Origin of the sequence: Hallella seregens ATCC 51272 (genome assembly GCF_000518545.1) — a bacterium.
Lineage (GTDB): Bacteria > Bacteroidota > Bacteroidia > Bacteroidales > Bacteroidaceae > Prevotella > Prevotella seregens.
The window spans coordinates 175,839-190,922 of record NZ_KI912451.1 but is presented as its reverse complement, the minus strand read 5'-3'; the positions used below and the strand labels follow the sequence as shown (position 1 = coordinate 190,922).

The following is a 15,084-nucleotide window of genomic DNA, read 5'->3' as shown; positions in this document are numbered from 1 at the left end:
GGAAAGGGAGAGAAGCTGATCGATGCTTTTCTCACTTGAAAGGAACAGACGGACATACTTGCGGACAGTGTTACGGGAAGTATGGAATGTGGATGCCGTTTCCTTGATACCCATCCCTGCCGCATAACATCTTAAAATGTTCTTGATTCTCTTGTTCATTTGCATAGATTTTATTATTACCCCTTACACCAGGACTCGGGTTCCCAAATCTACATAAAAAAACTCTAACGACACTTGTACTAAGTGGTTAATGTTATTTTGGCCAAAAGGGTCAATCATATTATGGCCAAGGTGAGCAATCCTGTTTGGCCAAAAGGGTCAAAGTAGAGTGGCTTTTCCAGGTATTCCCAAACTGCCCCTGTCGCTATTCGTATAGCATATGCTGGTAAGAAAGTTTTTCTGCGGATAGGGAAATCATATATAGGAACAGATTGGATAGAACTATGTGAATGTGAGAAATTATCACGAAACAAGAAAGCCTCAGAACGCAAGGAATTAAAAAAACAGATGGAGAAAGTGGCTACTCTTGTAAATCAACTCATCGATGAGGGAAACTTTTCTTTGAGAAAACTCCGGGAACGACATCAAGGGAGGAAAGATGACGATAGTACAATCTACTCCATTTGGGAATCTTTTATTGTATCCAAGCGCGACGATGGCAAGGCAGGAACAGCTCGGTGCAGTGAGGATATATTAAAGAGGTTTGTACGGGATATGGGAAAAGATGTGACTTTAAGTGATATAAATCATAACTTTATTCTGGATTGGGTAAAGGTAATGAAGAAGAATAGCTTTAGCGCAACATCCATTGGAATATCATTGCGTACATTCCGCACCATTGTAAATATCTGCATTGACCGTGGCTTGATTAAAGGAAGCACCAAAGAAATGTTCAAAGACACGGGCTACAATAAGGTGTGTAGTCGCAAGCATGAGTTCCTTGATGTTCCTACCATGAAGATGCTTTATGACTTTTGGGAGAGAAATGAAGCCAAAGACGAAACAGGCAAGGAGTTATTCTTTCCAAAAGAGAAACACGCCGTCTTTCGTGATTTAGGGCTATTTCTATTTATGTATCTTGGTGATGGGCAAAATTTGGCCGATACCTTGCGACTGACTTATGACAGTTGGTATTTTGCCACTCGTGGTAAGCAACTCCGCTTCCTGCGTCATAAGACGAGAGACAGAAACGAGAGTGCCAGTGAGGTCATCTTTCCTATTACCCCAGAACTTCAAAAGATAATAGACAAGTATGGCAACGAGCCTAAACTTGATAAGCGTGTGTTCCCGATTATGAGTGAGTGGATAACCCCAGAACAAGAAGTGTGGGTAATTCAGAGATATAACCGCTACATTCGTGAGCACATGGCAAAGGTGGCAGAACTGCTTGGTATGAAACAGCGTCCATCATCTACTTGGGCTCGGCATAGTTTCGCCACTAATCTGAATAATTCTGGATTGGTGCCGTACAAATATATCAGTGATAGTATGGGACACAGTGGCAATGGAGATATAACATCCAACTACATTGGTGCCTATCCTTTGGATAAGATGTTGGAATATAATTGGTACCTTTTGAACGAAGAAAGACAAAACAAAGCTACTGATAAGCAAATGGTCTTGGAACTATTGAAAAATATGAGCGAAAAGGATAGAAAAGAATTGCTCGCGTCTTTGTAACGAACGAGTTGATTTGAAAAATATGCCACAGGTGACACTTTTTTCAAATCGTATGTTTTGTTTTAAAATAAATAATGTATCTTTGCCATTGAAAAAAGTGCCCCTTGGGACAAAAACTTAAAATATGAGAATGACAATTCCCAGAGATGTCTATTTGAAGCAGCTGATTGACGGACGAGAAAATGGTTTTATTAAAGTAATCACAGGTATGCGAAGATGTGGCAAGTCCACACTTTTACAAGTTCTTTTTCGTGATTATTTGATGAAACAGAACATACCTGCTGATCACATCATCTCTATTGCTTTGGATGACCGCATCAATCAAAAGCTAAGAAATCCTGACGTTTTGTTGGCATATATCCGCCAGCAAGTCAGGGATAACCAGTTGTATTTTATACTTATGGATGAAATACAGATGGTAGATGAGTTTATGGATGTTCTAAACAGCTTGTTGCATATTGAGAATGTGGATGTTTATGTAACAGGTAGCAATTCTCATTTCCTCTCTAATGACATCGTAACAGAGTTTCGGGACAGAAGCGATGAAATACACATGTATCCATTCTCTTTCTCTGAGTATTACGCAGCCGTAGGCGGGGATAGGCAAGGGGTATGGAAAGACTATTATACCTATGGTGGATTACCTCACGTGTTGACTTTAGTCGGTGATAAGAAGAAAAGCGACTACCTATATAATGTTTATCGCAAGACATACTTGACGGATATAAAAGAACGGCATGAAATTAAGGAACATGAGTTTCAGGAATTAGCAAAGATGCTGTCTTCTTTTATAGGTTCATCTTGCAATCCGAACAAATTGACCAACACCTTTAAAAGTAAAGAGAATGTTGATTTGTCCTATCCCACAGTAGTAAAGTACATTTCCTATCTAAAAGACTCCTTTCTGATAGAAGAAGCAGAACGTTATGATATCAAGGGACGTAAATACATTGGCTCCTTGTCCAAATATTATTTTTGTGATTTGGGGGTAAGAAATTCCATTTTGAATTTCCGTCAACAAGAAGAAAATCATATTATGGAGAATGTTCTCTATAATGAGTTGCGAACGAGAGGTTATAATGTAGATGTCGGCATGGTAGATGTTAAGCGAAAAATTGATGGGAAGAGCATCCGCAAGCAATACGAGGTTGATTTCGTGGTGAATGAGGGAAGCAACAGGTACTATATCCAGTCTGCTTTTGCCATGCCCAACATTGAAAAGGAGCGTCAGGAAAAGACTTCTTTTTCATTTATCAATGACTCCTTCAAGAAAATTATCGTCGTGAAAGATGATATTAAGCCTAAACGGGACGAACAAGGAATCGTAACCATAGGCTTGCTCGATTTTCTGTTGAATAAGGATAGCTTAAAACTATAACTTGATTATGAGAGCAGAACATAAAGGAGATTTGCTGATATGGTACCAAGCCAACAAGGTAACTGCCGACCGCATCATCAATGACCTGAAGAAGCAGTCGTTTGAAGCGGTGATGCACCTGTATGCCTATACAGCCAAATCTTTGAAGCTGGAACATATTGTGAGCCAGCAGGACTATCCTTTCTTGTTCTCTAACAATTACACACGAGTTGGTGACACCTTGGCGGCAGCCGTGTCATTTCTTCTGAGTGAAGGAAACATGAGTTTCGCCAATCCTGACAAGGTTAGGAAAACACTGCGGTATTGGCTTGTTTATGGTAATTTGTATGAGACGCTTGTTTCAAAGGCTATCATCAAGGCAAATGAAGCCAAAGAACGGATAGAACAGAATGGCTTTTCTGATTTACAGCAGCAATTGGTTGAGGCCAGCGTCCAAAACGGAATCAAGACACAGTATAATTGGGACAGATTCTTTGGTGTTGAAATTTCGGAAGATGACGAAGATGGCGCAGTAACAGAAAGAAAAGTTAAACAAATCCCAGCCGAACTTCAAACGGAAGCAGCCCGACTGATTCTTGACAAAGCAATTTCGTTGGGGTTATGTGATAATGAATATCACTGGCAAAAGACAAACTCCCTGTTGGCCTATTTCGCTGATTGTGCCTGTGAACATTTGAAACTATCCAAAGCGGAGCAGGACGGCAAGAAGAAAACATATTGGAAGCCTTTTGAAACCCTATTCGGTGTTTCTGGACTGGCCAATTACAAGAACACCTATACCAACAAGACGGGCAAGCTGCCCATTGACCATGAAATCGTGGAATCTATATTCCGCTAAAAGAAGAAACCCATAGCCCGTGTAAGTCAGCCTTGCATGGGCTTTTTCATTCATTCCTCTTACTATATAAGCATTCCGTTCCATAGGAGGGATACCCATATAGTTACCATGTGGTACCTATATGGGCATAATGCCATGTAATTCCATGATACTTTTGCAGCAAACTTTTAAAACCAAGAGACATGCAAGGTAATTTCATTATGCTGCAAAAGGAAGACCTCAAGGAGGCCATTGCAGAAGTATTGGAAACAATGGTGGGCAAGAATCTGCTGAAAGAGCCAACTCCGGCAGAATCCACCGAGTATTACACCCGTGACGAGCTGTGCGCCCGTCTGCACATTACCTATACCACATTGTGGCGCATGGAGAAACGTGGCGTCATCCATGTCCATAAGATTGGAAGGCGCAACCTGTATTCCAAGCAGGAAGTGGACGCACTGATAGCAAATGGACTTTCTTCTGATTCTGTAAGCAGGTAGTATGACCATGGCAGAACTTAGCAAGAACATCTCCAAACCGCCAGAGGTGGATTATATCCTTTCCTCTTTTCAGCAGTTGCAGGAACAGCAAGCTGTTGATGCCGGTGGTTTTCATGTGGCGGCCATGAACGACTGCCTGAAAGCGGCCAAATCGTTGCCGCCTCTTTTGGTTCTCTATCCGAACATTGTCCTCGAAGGTGATCTCTGCATCATCTTCGGACAGTCAGGTATCGGCAAGACCATCTTCGCCATGCAGGTGGCAAGGGATATTGCCGCACAGGGGAAGCGCGTGCTCTACGCCGACTTTGAGATGACGCTGCGTCAACTGGCCTTGCGGTACGAGGTTCCGAACTTCCCTCCTACCTTCTTCCGTGCGGAGATGGACAGGGACAATCTCATTGATGATGTATTGAAGGGGATAGAAAAAGCAGCCGTGGCGAATCTTGCGGAGGTGGTGTTCATCGACAACATTACCGCCCTCAGCCAGTCGCTCGACAAAAGCTTTGACGCTGGCTCGCTCATGGCATTGCTGAACGCCTTGAAACGGAAGTATAAATGGACGTTGGTCGTCCTCAACCATGTTCCCAAGATGTTCTCTGGTTCTGTCCCTCTTTCCCTGTCGGCCATACAGGGCTCCGCCAAACTCAACCAGTTGATAGACGATGCCGTTGGGCTGGGACAGTCAGGCCGTGACAAGTCGCTGGTCTATGTGAAGCAGTGCAAGTGGCGCAATGGCGAAGTTGTGCTCGATGCCGACAATGTGGCCCTGTATGAGCGGGCCAAGAACAAGGACGGCAATCTTTGCTTTACCTTTCGTGGCTATGACACGGAGGTAGCCCATCTGGAAATGACAGGTACCAACGGGCGTGAGGAACTGAAATCAAGGGTCAGGGAATTGTCCTCGCAGGGCATGAAGCAGCAGGACATAGCCAGGGAATGTGGTATCACCCAAAGCAAGGTGTCAAGGCTCTTGAACCGTTGATTATTCACTTTATGCAGTTTATGCAATATGCATAAGTGCATAAACTGCATAAAACGCATAGCAAAAATGGAAAATCAGGACTTAAAGAGAATGTCGGCGAGCAAGGCCGCGCCCAATGATCGGATGTTGATAGAGATATCCAAACAGGATATAGGATGCCATTATTCTTCCCTTACGGATTATCTGGATAAGATGGCTGGTTATGATTCCAAACTGTTGTCGGGCATTGATCGCTTGATGATGGGATTTCATTTGGGTGCCGTCACCAAACTGGTGAACAGACACTTTGGCACGGTGTTGCCTCGGATAAATTGGAACAACAAGGTCGTAGGAGGAAGTGTGCAGTACTTTGATACGGACAGTGGGGCAATCCTGCAAAGAGAGCCCTTGGTGGAACATCTTTATAGCTGGTACTGCTTCGACTATTACACGGACGATGAGGTCTTCTTTGGCGAGCATCTGCTTTCAAACAAGCCTGTCGCCATTGTGCAGGAGGAAAAGACAGCCTTGCTGGGTACGCTGGCGGAACCGGCCGTTGACTGGTTGGCGGTTGGAGAAGGCTGCAATCTCACCAATAACATGATGAGTAAACTGGCTGGCAAGCGGGTGGTCCTTTTCCCTGATGATATAAGCTGTGATTATTGGGAAGAGCAGTTCGGGGCAAGGTTCAAGGTGGACCGTGGCTTTGTCCATCGGGACATTAACCGATACCTGATTGACAGAATCAGAGGTCGTGGCAGTCCTTGAACTTGGGGGGAGGGAAGAACAGGGCTCTGCCCTTGTTATAACCTACTATAACTACCCGCTGCGCTTTCGTAGTTGTGGGCCCAAGGCCAGCCTTGGAGAACCGGCGGGGATGACTCTCCCCCTGCACCCTCCACTCGGTGGCATCTGCCCCCAAGACCCCTGACCAGAGCGTGACCCTCTCTCTGGACTCTCCGCTTAGGGAGCCTCCCTAAGAACCTTATGAAAAGAAAAACCAACAATCATTTAATTCCCTTTTGTTATGACACAAATGACATCGGTACACATCAAGCCCTGCAATATCGGGCAAAGTGAGGCACACAACCAACGGACAAAGGCATATCTTGACCACATCAATGCCGAGAAGCTTTATATCAGGAAAGACCTGATACCTGAGAATCAATCGTGGACATCGGAACTGCAAGGCGATATGACCTTGCGGCAGTATTACGATGCCATTGGCAGAATGGTGAAGGAAAAGACGGGCAGGGCCATGCAGACCAAGGAACGGGAGCGAATCAACAAGAAGACGGGCAAGGTAACCAAGATAGCCGGCTGTACTCCCTTGCGTGAGGGCGTCGTGGTGTGCAAGGCAGACACCACCATGGAGCAGTTGCGTCATTTCGCCGACCTTTGTCGGCAGCGTTTCGGCATTACGGCCATACAGATACACCTCCATTGTGACGAGGGGCATTGTCTTGATCCGAATGACACATCTACATGGAAGCCTAACTATCACGCCCATGTCATCTGGGACTGGATGAACCATGAGACGGGTAAGTCCTACAAGCTGGACAATGAGGACATCAGCCTCGTGCAGGACATGGCGGCCGAGGCATTGGGAATGGAGCGCGGCGTTTCCAAGTTGGAGACGGGCAAGCGGCATCTTGAACGGAATGACTATATCGTGGCAAAACAGAAGCGCGAGTTGGAGGAAAGCAAGAAACAAGCGGAAAAACTGGCAAAGGAGAACGAGCAGAAAGCTCTCGCCTGTGAAAAGTTGGATAAGGAAATCCACGACAAGCAGGCGAAAGCCAATCGGGAGAACGGTAGCGCCATCCTGTCGGGCTTGGCCAACCTTGCAGGAAAGGGCAAGTATGCACAATTGGAGGCGGAGAACATCGCCATGAAGCAACAGGTGGCATTGTTACCCGAGAAGATAGCGCAGGGAGTGGCAGAGCGGACGGCTGAACTTGAAAAGGCCTATGAAAGGGAAAGGCGGATTGCGGAGTTGCGTTTGGATGAATACAACAAACTCACCCAAAGTTACAACAGGCTATTGAAGAAGTCGCAAAACGATAAGAAATCGTATGAGACGGCTCTCTCGCGGAAGAATTGCATCATAGCCAGCCTTATATCCGCTTTTCAGAAGGCAATAGACTTGTTGGATGTTGTATGTCGCAAGGCTTTGAAAGCCGTCATCGACTTTGCCAAGAAGCCGATTGCCAGACGATTCACATATGAGCAAGCCTGTGCCGTCAATGATTTTCTTGATATGGGTTCTGACAGGCAGGGGACGGCCGATACGCTGATAACACTTTCCCGGCCATTTCTCACTGAAAACGAATACACCAAGGGAAGGCTGGAGGTGCAGAATGTGACAAGCAACTTTTCAGAGTACGAAAGTATTGAAAAAGAAAAGCAAAGATGGTATATCCGCCCATCAAGAGGAATGAAAATATAAAAAAGGAGGGCAACGCACAAATTGTCCTCCCAATGTTATGGTCTATCACCATTTATTGTATTATTGAGTAGATAATGTGTCCAGAAAAGAACCAACGGTTCCTAATGCATTTGCGAGGCCATTATATTTTGACAGTGTATATGAAGATATGCGTAAATCATTAAAAGAATACTTCTGGAGGGCACTTCATTATGACACTCCCTTCTGCTATTTCTTATTTCTCTACGCTTTGCCCTCGGGAGCAAACTCGCGCGGTTTTTCCAATCGACCACTATGCTATTATAGAATAACTCCCTGACGTTTACATTCTTGACGAACTAGAAAGAAATTCTTTCGAGTTCCGTCTTCACTCAGTTCCTAACCTTGGTATATGTTGCAGACATGAAGGCTAATTTCCTGAAGTGTGGTCGCATAGCTCTATCCAATCATCAAACCCTTTCTCTTGGGTAATACATTGGGTATCATTTGGACCCACTCTTTGCCGGCCTCATAAATAACGTTTTACTCATCGTCTTTCTCGGAGAACAGAGGACTTTTTTCCATTGCATGGATAACTTCCAGCTTGGTACCATCGTCAAGTTCTTCTCGATTGATGACCGAATAAATGATTTTTGCGAGAAGTTCCTTATCTATATTCCCAGCTGCTACATGCCAGATGTATGCTTCCATATATGGCAAGAAATGGAACCCAGCCCATCCTCTTTTGTTCTTGATAAGGAAATGGGCACCTATCACCAGTGATATACGCTTATTACCATCCGCAAAATAATGACCTGTGCAGAAAGCAAACACCATGTACGTCAATTTATCTTCTAAGGTCGGGTAGTATAAATCGTTTTGAACGAAATCAAGAACTTTCTCAATCTCTGCTTGTTCTCGTATGCCAGACATTCCACCACCACTTTGCTCAATGGTTTCCCGGTAATATCCAAGAACATCTTCAAAACGAAGATAAATGAAATTCTCCATTGCCTTTATTTTTTTAGACGTTCAAGAACATGTTTGTTTTCATCGTTATCCAGAAGTTTTTCTAGATCTACGGAATCTGCGCCGATGAAACGCTCGAATTCTTCAGGAGAAACTGCTCGCAAATATCCAGCAATACCATCATGATAGACATCACGAAGCCCAAGGTCCAAAGAAGCCATCTTCTGACGAGCGTCATATAGGAAGGGTGACATGGCAGGGCTTTCTGCCTGTTCATTGATTAGTGTCTGAACCTCTTGTATGCTTATTTTTCTATGCAGCCTAACAGCCAGATCACGAATGGCACTTCCTACTCCATTCTCAAAAGAACTGATAACACGAAGAACCTCTGCGTACATTGTTGCTTTGGCATTATCCTTTGGGTCTAGTTTTAGTAGCTCTTTATATTGTTTAGCATTTTCATGGAAAACTGCCTTATAAATCATATCCGTAATGGAAGCATATTTATAAGTCGGATGCCCATCTACATAATCATTAATCGGTGCAGTTAAATTCTTTCTGTAATTTTCTTCCTGAATTGCTGCAGGAAGGAAATCCCTATCGCGCCAGTTGATATATTTTGTTCCGCCACCAGCTTTCTCATTGATAGTAGAAATGACAATATCCAAAATAAGGCTACGAACACGTTTGGCTTTTTCACTTTCAGCGAGCAGCATACCGATGTTCAAAAATGCACGAAAGTCGAAAAGACCTAACTGAGTGATTTTGCTCACGAAATTATTTTCGTGACCAAATTGTAACTTAAAGTCTTTCAGTCGCTTACCTTTACATAAAAAGTAACCATTGTGCTTCAATTCATCCTCATGTGAAGATAGATAATTGTCAATGGTTCGTGAATCCACCTCATAGAAATCTGCCACCATTTGTTTGGTAAGATAATACTTTCCTTCAAAATGATATGCTTCAATATCCAAAGCATTTTGGATACGAGGTATTGCCAAATTATTATTCAGAACATTCTGGCGTTCTATAGCTGATGTTGTTAAATCTTTTGCCATATATTTAATGATTCTTGTTTTGTTAACTTCATACGGATGTCAACCGGTGTCTGTTTCTTCATCAGAAAGTTGGCATAAATAAAGTGTACCTAGTTGTTCATACTACGGTTCTATAAATACTGGTGTACCCTTTTCGTTTTCTGGGTTTATCTCTATCAGTTTTTCTATTAAACGGTGATTGACAAGAAGACTAAAATCCATATCAAGTGCCTCGATAGTGAAGGTCATGTAACTCTTGCGCGGATTTTTGTTAGGATAGCCTAATGCCTTCAGCTCTTCTTTGTTCATTTCCCTATGATCAACAATAGTATATCCAGCCAACTTGTCTGGTTTGCCAAATTCATAGAGGACCAAGATGGACGTTCGACTAAACATCTCCCTATGTTCTTCCATCGAGCCCTTTGTTTTTCCTAATCTTATATTATATATGTTATGCGAGAGAATCCACTCTTTCTGTTTCTTGTTCTTAACACATCCAACAAGAATGGTCTTATCACCACCAAAGAAGTCAATAATACTTTGGTTAAACCGATTCCATTTATAGCATTCAAAAGGCTCTGCAGCCATCATCATCCTGTCTTCCTCTTCGTATTGAGGATACATCGAAACAACTTTTGGCTTTTCTGCCATTTTATAATATAAGTTAGAATTCTCAATGGAAACAAATTCATCATACCACTTTTGAGGATGCATTTCTTGTGAGTCATAAGCTTCGCAGAAATGTTTGTACAACTTTGCGTATGGAATTTGATGCTCAATTATGCATCTCAAATCATTGGTGCAAAGAGGCATAATTTTCATTCCCTCAATGTACTTGTTTGAATCTTGAGGGTCACAATACATGACCATTTTTCTCATTCTGAAATCACCTATAACATTGATATGAAGAAAACTTGTTGCAAAAACACAATAACTGTTTTTATTTCCTGTCCGTAGAAGATGATTACCGAGATGTCTTGATACTGGTTCCATCTCCATTCTTCTTTGGTTTGTGCTATCTGCAAGAGTTGCTTCCAAAAGCAGATTGTGTTCAGGATAGTCTAATGTTTTACCATATTCATACACTATATCAGCTTCACCACCTGCGGCATGGGTAATAGGAAGAAGGCTTGAATCAAGTGATAGTTTCAAATAATCAAGTACCTTTCCCCTACGACCACTTGCTTTATACCATATAATTCCAAGAACATACTCAAATATAGTTGGTACATCAGCGTTGTCTGTTACCATTTGGCTTATTTCACCATCTGTTCTGTTGTCAAAGTTATCAAGCAATTGTAACAACTTGTCATCAGTAAATTTGTCATCGACAAGTTTGTTGAATCGATCATATCTAACTTTGTCAACCTCATCATATGCATCATCAATACTATCTATATGAGTACCAAGCTCTTTATTGATACCTTCTATAATTTTTGTTTCATTAAAAGTAAGTGCAGGACATATACTATCCATAGTACAACTTTCAAATAGCAAATCACACTCCTCGTATGCTTGCTGATACAATTCTTCAATTGCAGCATTGAAAAATTGTTTTGGCACTATATCAAGTTTCACCTGTTCATCATCAAAAATGAAACAATTGGTCAGCCCTAAATAGCGCCTGTTTAAGTCAAGGTAATCTTCCAGCATTGATTTTGCTTTATTTAAATGCATAGTCAAGTAGAAAAAACGCTTGAAAGCAGTCTCCGATTGGATGGCTTCTTCTGGTAAAGGCAAAAGGCTCCCTTCAGGGTCTTTTTTGACAGCAGATGTAAGGCTTGTGTTAAACATCATTGTCTTCCACTTAATTGATGTGGTAAGTTTGCTCACTGCCAAAAATAAAGGATAAATTCTCGAAAGGTCATGCTGTATGTAAACAGCGTACATTTCAAGATAAACAGGGATGTACGCCTTATCATATTCAGCACTCTTTCGATTCATACCAACAGACAGAAGGAGGTCTCCAGAGAAAGGATGAGTGACAAAGCGGTTCAAACCTTCTTGATAATTACTCTTGTTCAAAAGGAATTCTTTTATAATTTCATCAATACTCCCCCCATTTTGGCGATATTCTTTTATGCTATCCAAAATGTATTCTGTATTGAATTGGGAAGTACATAGTGGCATAAGATACCTAAACTCATCATAGGTTAAATAATCAAGTTCTGACAATAAGAAAAGCACTACGATGAATGGTCGTACTGTATTCCCTGCGTCATCAGCACTTAGCTTAAGTAGCTGTTCAAGATAAACTTGTGAGTCCTTAGATATGTTTAACTGATTTTTCTGAAGGAATGCATTTTCATTTTTTGAGAGTTCAAGAAGATCGCGACCAACATCAGTCAGTCTATGGTTCTCATCAATAAGCCCCATATCATATAGACCACTGGTCTTTTCTCTGGCAGCTTTATATTTCACCTTGTCATCTCCTTTTGTGAAACCATTCTCTACGAGCCAGTCGTAATATCTATTTTTAATTTCATAGATATCCTTTTGCCAAGGAGCCATGTATTTCTTTTCCCAACCTTGATTCTTATTTTCTGGTTTCTTCCAAAAGTCATCTAACAATTGAAGCTGCCATTCGGTCATCCTATTAAATTCTCTTGTCCTAAAGGATGTTGTTCCGAATTTCCACACAAATGAATTGTATGGTATTCGTTCGTAATTTCCTATAAATCTATTATATTCTGCCATAGTCAAAATATTTTAATAGTTTGTGATAAGTACCTCTTGCGATTCTGCCTTTTTGGATTTTTTCTGGTAGTTGCTATAATGATAATCCATGAAAAGCTCATGAACATTATAGTTATGAAGTTCTATCCACTCTTTAAGGAGTGTGTTTTCCTTTCCCTCATGCTGGAGGACATTGCTAAGCGCGAATCTTATTTCTCTTCTGCTTAAATTGTCAAGAATATCCAGCAAATCACGTTCGTCCTGTTCATTCCAACCATCCTTCTCATTATACGTTGCAGTAGTAATCAAATAAGGAGGGTCACAGTAAACCAAACTATTCTGTGTTAGCCCATTAAAATCAAATTTTCTAAAATCCTTTGTTTGAAATTCACAATCTTGAAGTCGTAAAGCATCCAAGAATTTTACAAGTTTGGCTTCAATGGCAGTATTGAAATCTCGCTTACCTACAGGTAGGTTAAATTCACCATTATCATTAAAACGCAACTGATTATTAAATCCGAACAAAATTAGAGTATATAACAATATATAGTATTGGTTATCCTTTTGGGGGTAGTTATTAAACCTATCCCTAAGACGCAGAAACTTTTCTCTATTATAGGCTGATACACCTTTGTTAGCATCCCCTCCATAATACTTGAAATTATGGTCACGGGTACGACTAAATTCAAACTCATCAATCAATTCATTGATTCTTTTGATGATTGTTTCATTCTTCATTCTTTTCAAAGCCTTTATAAGGCTAATCAAAGGTTTGGAAGTGTCATTATAAATGGTGTAGCCAGCAGACACATTCATACCAACATTGCATCCCCCACAAAACAAATCTACGAATATATCAATGTCAGTGGGCATAAAAGGCAACATTTGGTCAAGAATACGTGCCTTACCTCCGATATAATTCAGCGGAGAAGATGTATAATTCTTTATCTGTTTACGCTGCATAAGAAAAGTCTTTCCTGATTATCTTTATTTTTAGCTTCATATCCAGCCTCAAAGCCCTTGTATTCAGTTGTAAATACTTGGACATCACCTCTAATTGAAAGTATTCTAACAATCTCTTCATCTGTCAGTTTTGCATTACTCCGACATTGAAGTTTCTTGCCATTATTATTATAACTAAACAAAATATAGCGACAGCGCAATTTCCTTACAAGGTCTTCAAGTGCAATTGCTGCTTGAATACTCTTGCAATACTTACTTTTCATTTTTGTCCTGTCCATCTTCTTAGCCACACCAAAAACTTTAGGTTTAGTCCATAAAGCAACATTTTCTAATAAATGATATGCGTCACAATACTGACGGCTATTATATGGAGGGTCTAAATAAGCAATGTCAACTTCGTCTAAACCAGCGATGTCATTACTATCTGCGCAGTAAATATGATTCCCTTCATTTAGTGGATAATCATTCTCTGGCATACGTAATTCCAAAACACCATCATATTTTCCATCTCTTATGAACGAATCATAATGACCACATGTATGACTTATTCGATCCATTGCGTAAAACAATGATGTAATAACACAAGCATGTTCCCTTGTATTAACATGACCTATGGAGAGCTGTTGCTCTATGTCATCTCTAATAAATCCTATTTTCTGACATGTTCTTTTGTCAAAATATGTGTCAGAAAAGTTTTGCGACATATAATTGTCCTCATTTGATGTATCATAAGCATTATAGTATTCCATAAGCTGAGTAAGTTTCTCTCTGTCAATATTTTCAGGTGAAAACCAACAGAGTGCTGCATAATAATTACTTCTCATCATATCACAGACAACCAGACGCTTATCTTGAAATGCTGAAGCCACACTACCTGTTCCTGAGAATACATCAAAGAAAGAATTAACGTCTGTACAATTCTCTTCTACAATTCGTTTAATCCACTCAAGCAACTTATATTTATTACCGAGATACCTACGATTACTTATGTTGAAAGTATTAACCATTTTAACGTATTTCTATTTTTCGTTAATCGATACTTCATCAAAACGCACAAGTTCATTGAGGTCAACATTTAAGACCTTTGCTATTTTGATAAGCATTTCAAGATTTGGCTGGGCATTATTCTGTACCCATTTGGAAATTGTTGCCTGCCCAACACCAAGTTGCTCAGAGAGCCACTTGTTGGTTAGGTTCTTTTCGGCAATAATTACCCGTAATCTATTCAAATTCTTTTGTTCCATACTGCAATGTTTTGCTGCAAATATACAAATAAAAAATCGAAATAATTTTCTAATTTAGAAAATTTCTTCCAAAACGAAGCATGCAATTAACTCTTTTTAGGCAGATTGACGCCTGTAACACATATAATAAATATATGTATAAACTATGTTTGGCGACACAAAAACATTGGTACGATTGACTTGCTTGTTTTCGTTTCTAATTTGCGAAAACATTTCTTGAACTCACAAAAAATCACCCTAAGTTTCAGGGGGGCACGGAGGGTCACTTTTGCTTCAAAAAGGTCACCTGAAGGTCACCAAGAAAAGAAAAAGCACTTGCGAGAAACTCGTAAGTGCTTGATTTTTAATGTGGACCAGCCTGGGCTTGAACCAGGGACCTCCAGATTATGAGTCTGTTGCTCTAACCAACTGAGCTACAAGTCCGGCTTGTTGCTGTACAAAAGAAAGCAATA

At 41.0% G+C, this 15,084-nt stretch carries 13 protein-coding genes, 1 tRNA gene and 1 pseudogene; 7 read left to right on the top strand and 8 right to left on the bottom strand.

Annotated elements, in window-relative coordinates; translation table 11 throughout:
* On the bottom strand, positions 1 to 159 hold a 159-nt coding region (locus tag L888_RS14570; RefSeq protein ID WP_156924977.1), incomplete at its 3' end, for a helix-turn-helix domain-containing protein.
* A gap of 183 nt (positions 160 to 342) precedes the next feature.
* On the opposite strand from L888_RS14570, the pseudogene L888_RS13760 reads away from it, so the two are divergent.
* The 7 genes and pseudogenes from L888_RS13760 to L888_RS0111820 form a co-directional block, all read left to right on the top strand.
* Positions 343 to 1,680: pseudogene (locus tag L888_RS13760) on the top strand (tyrosine-type recombinase/integrase); the annotation flags it as partial.
* A 124-nt stretch (positions 1,681 to 1,804) separates the two neighbouring features.
* Positions 1,805 to 3,058 carry an ATP-binding protein gene (locus tag L888_RS0111845; protein WP_027953038.1) on the top strand — a complete coding sequence of 418 codons (1,254 nt, stop codon included), beginning with the start codon at positions 1,805 to 1,807 and terminating at the stop codon, positions 3,056 to 3,058.
* A 7-nt stretch (positions 3,059 to 3,065) separates the two neighbouring features.
* A complete protein-coding gene (locus tag L888_RS0111840; RefSeq protein WP_027953037.1) occupies positions 3,066 to 3,896 on the top strand; it encodes a DUF6043 family protein in 831 nt (276 codons plus the stop codon).
* 182 nt (positions 3,897 to 4,078) lie between these two features.
* The gene (locus tag L888_RS0111835; protein ID WP_027953036.1) at positions 4,079 to 4,375 is read left to right on the top strand and encodes a helix-turn-helix domain-containing protein; all 297 of its coding nucleotides are present in this window, start codon (positions 4,079 to 4,081) and stop codon (positions 4,373 to 4,375) included.
* A 1-nt stretch (position 4,376) separates the two neighbouring features.
* A complete protein-coding gene (locus L888_RS0111830; RefSeq protein ID WP_027953035.1) occupies positions 4,377 to 5,357 on the top strand; it encodes an AAA family ATPase in 981 nt (326 codons plus the stop codon).
* A gap of 27 nt (positions 5,358 to 5,384) precedes the next feature.
* Positions 5,385 to 6,104 (top strand): DUF6371 domain-containing protein, encoded by a 720-nt coding sequence (locus tag L888_RS0111825; RefSeq protein ID WP_027953034.1) that lies wholly within the window; start codon positions 5,385 to 5,387, stop codon positions 6,102 to 6,104.
* Between the two features lie 259 nt (positions 6,105 to 6,363).
* Positions 6,364 to 7,785, top strand: a complete 1,422-nt coding sequence (locus tag L888_RS0111820) for a hypothetical protein (protein WP_027953033.1) — start codon at positions 6,364 to 6,366, stop codon at positions 7,783 to 7,785.
* A gap of 501 nt (positions 7,786 to 8,286) precedes the next feature.
* Here L888_RS0111820 and L888_RS0111815 read toward each other — a convergent pair.
* From L888_RS0111815 to L888_RS0111785, 7 genes are all read right to left on the bottom strand, one after another.
* Complete coding sequence (locus tag L888_RS0111815; RefSeq protein ID WP_027953032.1) at positions 8,287 to 8,754, bottom strand: Fic family protein; 468 nt, start codon at positions 8,752 to 8,754, stop codon at positions 8,287 to 8,289.
* 5 nt (positions 8,755 to 8,759) lie between these two features.
* The gene (locus tag L888_RS0111810) at positions 8,760 to 9,770 is read right to left on the bottom strand and encodes a hypothetical protein (protein WP_027953031.1); all 1,011 of its coding nucleotides are present in this window, start codon (positions 9,768 to 9,770) and stop codon (positions 8,760 to 8,762) included.
* Between the two features lie 102 nt (positions 9,771 to 9,872).
* Positions 9,873 to 12,446 carry an AlwI family type II restriction endonuclease gene (locus tag L888_RS13755; protein ID WP_084567370.1) on the bottom strand — a complete coding sequence of 858 codons (2,574 nt, stop codon included), beginning with the start codon at positions 12,444 to 12,446 and terminating at the stop codon, positions 9,873 to 9,875.
* Positions 12,447 to 12,458: 12 nt separating this feature from the next.
* Positions 12,459 to 13,388, bottom strand: coding sequence for a DNA adenine methylase (locus L888_RS0111800; protein ID WP_027953030.1), 930 nt, complete (start codon positions 13,386 to 13,388; stop codon positions 12,459 to 12,461).
* Positions 13,370 to 14,395 (bottom strand): DNA adenine methylase, encoded by a 1,026-nt coding sequence (locus L888_RS14230; protein WP_027953039.1) that lies wholly within the window; start codon positions 14,393 to 14,395, stop codon positions 13,370 to 13,372. Before L888_RS14230 ends, L888_RS0111800 begins: the two co-directional genes overlap by 19 nt.
* 12 nt (positions 14,396 to 14,407) lie before the next feature.
* Positions 14,408 to 14,632 carry a helix-turn-helix transcriptional regulator gene (locus L888_RS0111790; RefSeq protein ID WP_021826311.1) on the bottom strand — a complete coding sequence of 75 codons (225 nt, stop codon included), beginning with the start codon at positions 14,630 to 14,632 and terminating at the stop codon, positions 14,408 to 14,410.
* 349 nt (positions 14,633 to 14,981) lie between these two features.
* A tRNA-Ile gene (locus L888_RS0111785) sits at positions 14,982 to 15,055 on the bottom strand.
* Positions 15,056 to 15,084 lie beyond the last annotated feature (29 nt).

What these genes read in the sequence shown, in the direction of transcription:
- L888_RS0111845 (WP_027953038.1), top strand. Translation starts at nt 1,805, where the DNA reads ATGAGAATGACAATTCCCAGAGATGTCTATTTGAAGCAGCTGATTGAC.
- L888_RS0111840 (WP_027953037.1), top strand. Translation starts at nt 3,066, where the DNA reads ATGAGAGCAGAACATAAAGGAGATTTGCTGATATGGTACCAAGCCAAC.
- L888_RS0111835 (WP_027953036.1), top strand. Translation starts at nt 4,079, where the DNA reads ATGCAAGGTAATTTCATTATGCTGCAAAAGGAAGACCTCAAGGAGGCC.
- L888_RS0111830 (WP_027953035.1), top strand. Translation starts at nt 4,377, where the DNA reads ATGACCATGGCAGAACTTAGCAAGAACATCTCCAAACCGCCAGAGGTG.
- L888_RS0111825 (WP_027953034.1), top strand. Translation starts at nt 5,385, where the DNA reads ATGCATAAGTGCATAAACTGCATAAAACGCATAGCAAAAATGGAAAAT.
- L888_RS0111820 (WP_027953033.1), top strand. Translation starts at nt 6,364, where the DNA reads ATGACACAAATGACATCGGTACACATCAAGCCCTGCAATATCGGGCAA.
- L888_RS0111815 (WP_027953032.1), bottom strand. Translation starts at nt 8,754, where the DNA reads ATGGAGAATTTCATTTATCTTCGTTTTGAAGATGTTCTTGGATATTAC.
- L888_RS0111810 (WP_027953031.1), bottom strand. Translation starts at nt 9,770, where the DNA reads ATGGCAAAAGATTTAACAACATCAGCTATAGAACGCCAGAATGTTCTG.
- L888_RS13755 (WP_084567370.1), bottom strand. Translation starts at nt 12,446, where the DNA reads ATGGCAGAATATAATAGATTTATAGGAAATTACGAACGAATACCATAC.
- L888_RS0111800 (WP_027953030.1), bottom strand. Translation starts at nt 13,388, where the DNA reads ATGCAGCGTAAACAGATAAAGAATTATACATCTTCTCCGCTGAATTAT.
- L888_RS14230 (WP_027953039.1), bottom strand. Translation starts at nt 14,395, where the DNA reads ATGGTTAATACTTTCAACATAAGTAATCGTAGGTATCTCGGTAATAAA.
- L888_RS0111790 (WP_021826311.1), bottom strand. Translation starts at nt 14,632, where the DNA reads ATGGAACAAAAGAATTTGAATAGATTACGGGTAATTATTGCCGAAAAG.